The sequence below is a fragment of the Vibrio sp. 10N.286.51.E5 genome (assembly GCF_041469125.1).
GTDB lineage: Bacteria > Pseudomonadota > Gammaproteobacteria > Enterobacterales > Vibrionaceae > Vibrio > Vibrio crassostreae_C.
In genome coordinates this window covers 1-4,437 of record NZ_JBFRJZ010000063.1, presented here as the reverse complement: position 1 = coordinate 4,437, position 4,437 = coordinate 1, and the positions used below count along the sequence as shown (strand labels likewise).

4 protein-coding genes are annotated in these 4,437 nt (G+C 45.1%); all 4 read left to right on the top strand.

Going from position 1 to position 4,437, the window contains the following annotated elements:
* The coding region (locus AB4161_RS20025) for a hypothetical protein (protein WP_372084073.1) at positions 1 to 940 on the top strand (940 nt) is incomplete at its 5' end.
* A 49-nt stretch (positions 941 to 989) separates the two neighbouring features.
* A complete protein-coding gene (locus AB4161_RS20020) occupies positions 990 to 2,198 on the top strand; it encodes a linear amide C-N hydrolase (RefSeq protein WP_372084071.1) in 1,209 nt (402 codons plus the stop codon).
* A gap of 93 nt (positions 2,199 to 2,291) precedes the next feature.
* Entirely contained in the window at positions 2,292 to 3,632 is a 1,341-nt protein-coding gene (locus AB4161_RS20015; protein WP_372084069.1) for an amidohydrolase family protein, read from the top strand.
* A gap of 156 nt (positions 3,633 to 3,788) precedes the next feature.
* Positions 3,789 to 4,436: a DUF3299 domain-containing protein gene (locus tag AB4161_RS20010; protein ID WP_372084067.1), complete on the top strand. Its 648-nt coding sequence runs from the start codon at positions 3,789 to 3,791 to the stop codon at positions 4,434 to 4,436.
* Position 4,437: the final 1 nt, after the last annotated feature.

Sequence of the window (4,437 nt, the reverse complement as noted above, 5' to 3'; positions counted from 1 at the left end):
TAGCGCAGAATGCGGCCAAGTGTTCATAGGAAAACATCTTTACTCCCAAAGAAATAATTTGATGGATTTTATCTTGCATTATGCATTACTTGTGTATGTTTTTCATTGTTATTATTTGAACTACAGTCAAGCAAACCATAAAAGCGGACCAAGAAGTACTATGAAAAAAAACAAATTAGTCTCTACAAGTACCAAAACACTTTTGCTTAATGCAGTCGTTATTCTAACCCCAAGTTTGGCTGCGGCTAACGAACAAAGTAATGAACGAATAGACCCGTCCGATATGACCCGGGCGTATAGTCAAGCTTTTATCGGCACCAGTAACAAAGGGGACGTTAAAGCATTTGGCTCCCTCTCCTACCAGTTTGACGGTGGCTCCGAAGCTATGGTGGCGCTGGAAGGGACCATGAGTGAGAACGGCGATTACAAAGACAGCCGTGGCCAGTATTTCCACGTCTTTGGTACTGGTAATAACCTAATGCCACGTGTCGCTACATCGCTCGATATTATCGACAACAAGGACTTCACGACTGCTGCATTTGGCGCCGCGAGCATACTAAAAACCCCAGCTGAATCCATCACGCTGTTTTTCCGTGCAGGTGGCCTGATCGGTGAGTATAAAAAAGAGGGTGCGCTTGCGCAGCAGTATGGCATAAGAGATACCCACATTACTGGTTACACCGGTACTGCTTGGCTAGTGTGGAAACCAATGCAGGATGGTTCCTATATCACTTTGTCACCGGAATACACCGCAATGGATGGCAGCTTGAATATAGAAACCCTGAAAACTAGCGTTACAACCGCAGTTCCGCTTACAGAAAGCGGAGACAAGTGGCTACAGTTTAAATTCGATAATATCGACATGGATATCAACCACATGGGGAATACAGATTCAGTCACAGACCGTGTGTTCTGGACCCAGTTCAAAATGTTCTTTTAAATCAATTAAAAGATGCTGTCCGAGCGCTATGTGACTGAAGTTAAAAGTTATGATGGCGCAAACTAAAGAGCACAAAATATCAACGTTATATTTCAAAGGTAAAATTATGGGATTATTCAAAAAAACCGCGAAGAAGATACTCTCTCTTTCCATGTTAGTTCCAGCCCTACACTTTGGTGGAGCCATCGCTTGTACCAGCATCGCCCTTAAAGCTGAAGACGGCGCGGTCGTCTATGGACGAACCATGGAATGGGGAGCCTTTGATCTTAACTCTCGGGTTGCCATCGTACCCCGTGGATACGAGTTCCAGGCTTCCACTCCGGACGGTAAAAACGGCCTGAAGTGGAAGGTAAAATACGGAACAGTTGCTCTAGATGCGCTGGAAAAAGACTACTTGACCGATGGTATGAATGAAAAAGGTTTGGTGGTGGGCGTTCTCTATCTGCCAGGTTTTGCCGAGTATCAAGACTACGATCCAGCTAAAGCTTCGCAAACGATCAGCGAACTGGAGCTCGCTAACTACGTGCTGACGTCTTTTTCCAGCGTAGAAGAAGTACGTGAAGGGCTTGCGAATATCCACGTGGTCGGTACACCAGAGCCTGCTCTTGGTAACATCGCAGCGCCGATCCACTTATCGGTTGTAGATTCAAGCGGAAAAGCGATCGTGGTGGAATACCTTGACGGTAAAATGAAGATTTTCGATAACCCACTGCGTGTGCTGACCAATAGTCCTAGCTTCGAATGGCATATGACCAACCTGCGTAACTACATTGGTTTAACATCAAATGAACACCCGGCGAAAGCTCTGACGAAAGGAGAAAGCGAAGTTGACCTGACACCTATCGGTGCCGGTAGCGGATTCATCGGTCTGCCTGGTGACTTTACCCCACCGTCCCGTTTTATCCGCGCGACCGCTTACACCCAGACCTCGCGTAAATTGGTTAATGGCGAAGAAGCATTGTATGAAGTCTTCCGAATTATGGATAACTTCAATCTACCTCTGGGTGCCGCAGAAGGGCCTAGCGTAAATCCAGAACTACTAGAAGGTATGCGCAGCTCTACTATTTGGACTTCTGCTGCTGACAGTAAAAACCTGAAGTACTACTATCATACCCAGAACAACCGTCAGGTACGTATGGTAGACCTTAACCAAATTGATTTCTCTAAGAACCCTGACGCCATCCGTCATGTCGAGATGGATAAGAGCAGAAAGCAGAATATAGAAAACGTGACGCCAAGCGATGTTGGGCGTTCATAAGAGTACCGATAATTACTTTGACCAATCGGAACTAATCCTATGTCAGTTCCAATTGGTGTAATGGATGATGATTTATTATTTTTGGAGTAAAAAATGAACAAACAACTATTAGCCAGTTCTATAGTAGTTGGTTTAAGCCTTGGCATGAATATAGCTCATGCACAAGAAGGCAGTAACCTAATATTGATCCAAAATGTCAATGTTTTTGATGGCGTGCACGACAAGCTAAAAAAAGATCACGATGTTTTGGTTAAAGACAATTTAATTCAGTCTGTTGGCAAGGATATCACTGCTCCGGCCGGAGCAAAAATCATTGACGGTGATGGTCGCACGTTAACGCCTGGCTTTATCGATTCGCACACCCACCTTCAGTGGAACCTGAGTATTGCTGAGCATATGTATACTCCAATGGACTATCAGGGCGCTATTGCTCTAGTGGATTCTGAGGCGACGTTAATGCGCGGGTTTACCACTATCAGGGATGTTGGCGGTTCAATGTTTGGCGTGAAGCGAGCGATTGACGAAGGCTATTTCCCTGGGCCTCGGATTTACTCAAGCGGAGCCGCGATAGGTATGACCGCAGGCCATGGAGATATGCGAGCACCAAGTGTTGCCCCAAGAATGATGGGTGGGCCGTCAACAACAGAAATTGAGACGGCAGGTGTTGCTATTAACGCAGATGGTGTTGATGAAGCCTTAACTGCTGCCAGAATGCAGTTTCGCAAGGGAGCGGCTTTTCTGAAGTTCTTTGCCGGGGGTGCTGTCTCTGGTCTTTATGATCCTCTGGATATCTCGGAGTATTCTAAGGAAGAAATGGAAGCAATTGTTGGTGAAGCTGAGCGCTGGAACACCTATGCAGCCGTGCATACCTATACCGATGCCTCTACACAAGCCGCGTTGGAGGCAGGAGCTAAAACGTTAGAACACGTCAATCTGATCAGTGAAGACACAATGAAACTGGCTGTCAAAAAGGGCGCTTATATTGGTGCTCAGACCGGCGTATATATGAGCCCGGCCCCAGCCAGTTTTACTCCCGCTCAGGTTGCCCGTCAGCAACAAGCGAAAGATGGACTTGACAACCTGATGAAGCTAGCTAAAAAGCATGACGCTAAAATTTTGTTCGGCTCAGATATGGTGGGTTCTCTAGAGCAGAAACGTATGCACTTAACAGAGTTTACCAATCGTACGAAATGGTTTACCAACGCCGAAATTTTGCAGCAGGCAACATCAGTTAATGCTGAAGTACTTGAGCTAACAGGGCCACGTAATCCATATCCTGAAGCCAAGCTCGGTGTGATTGAAAATGGTGCTTATGCTGATATTCTATTGATTGACGGTAACCCGCTGGAAGATATCAGTATTTTGACTAATCCAGAGGAAAATCTAGACCTGATCATGAAAGATGGTGAGATTTTCAAGAACACCATTAACTAGTTTTAGTGTCGTCTAGCTCAGAGCTGAAAATGAACTTGCGTTAAGCAGCGCTGGGCTCCCTAGGCAGGTATCTGGCAACAGGTCCTGCCGTTTTGTTTTCTAGAGGCCTAGTTATAAAGTTGAGGAGAAAGTAGTATGTCGTTTATTAGGTTCTTGATGTCAAGTATTAGAGCAATGCTTCTTCCACTATTATCTACATTTTTAGTCGTAGCGTCTTTAAATGCTCATGCCAATGATACCAAGCAGATTGACTGGCCAGATCTTATGGCACAAATAGAGTTTCATGATCCATTTTTGACTCTATCTAGTGATCATATTGCTAAGTTGCGTCGTTATGTTCAGCTTTCTGATTCAAAAACCACTAACCGTCAAGATTTAATAAAAGTTAAACAGGAACTGAAAGATGCAGGAATTGATAATGTTGAGGCGCTTTTGGCTAAAAGACAAGAGGTTGCTGAACTCAGAAAAAGAAAAGCGACAGAGGTCAATGAGGACCTGGATGGAAAAAACGTTCGTTTAGCAGGTTATATGCTACCACTGGAGTTCGATGAACACAGAGTGACAGAATTCCTATTAGTACCATGGGTTGGGGCTTGTATTCATACGCCTCCACCACCTCCAAACCAGATGATCCACGTTACTCTTGAAGAGGGAGTTAAGTTTGAAGGGCTCTATCACCCAGTATGGCTATCTGGTGAACTAAAAACCATTGCCAGTATCCAGGAGCTGTACTTAGTAGATGGTTCAGCCCCAGTGGAAATGGGCTATTCAATCGACGGAGGGCTTATTCAGAGATATGAGTAAT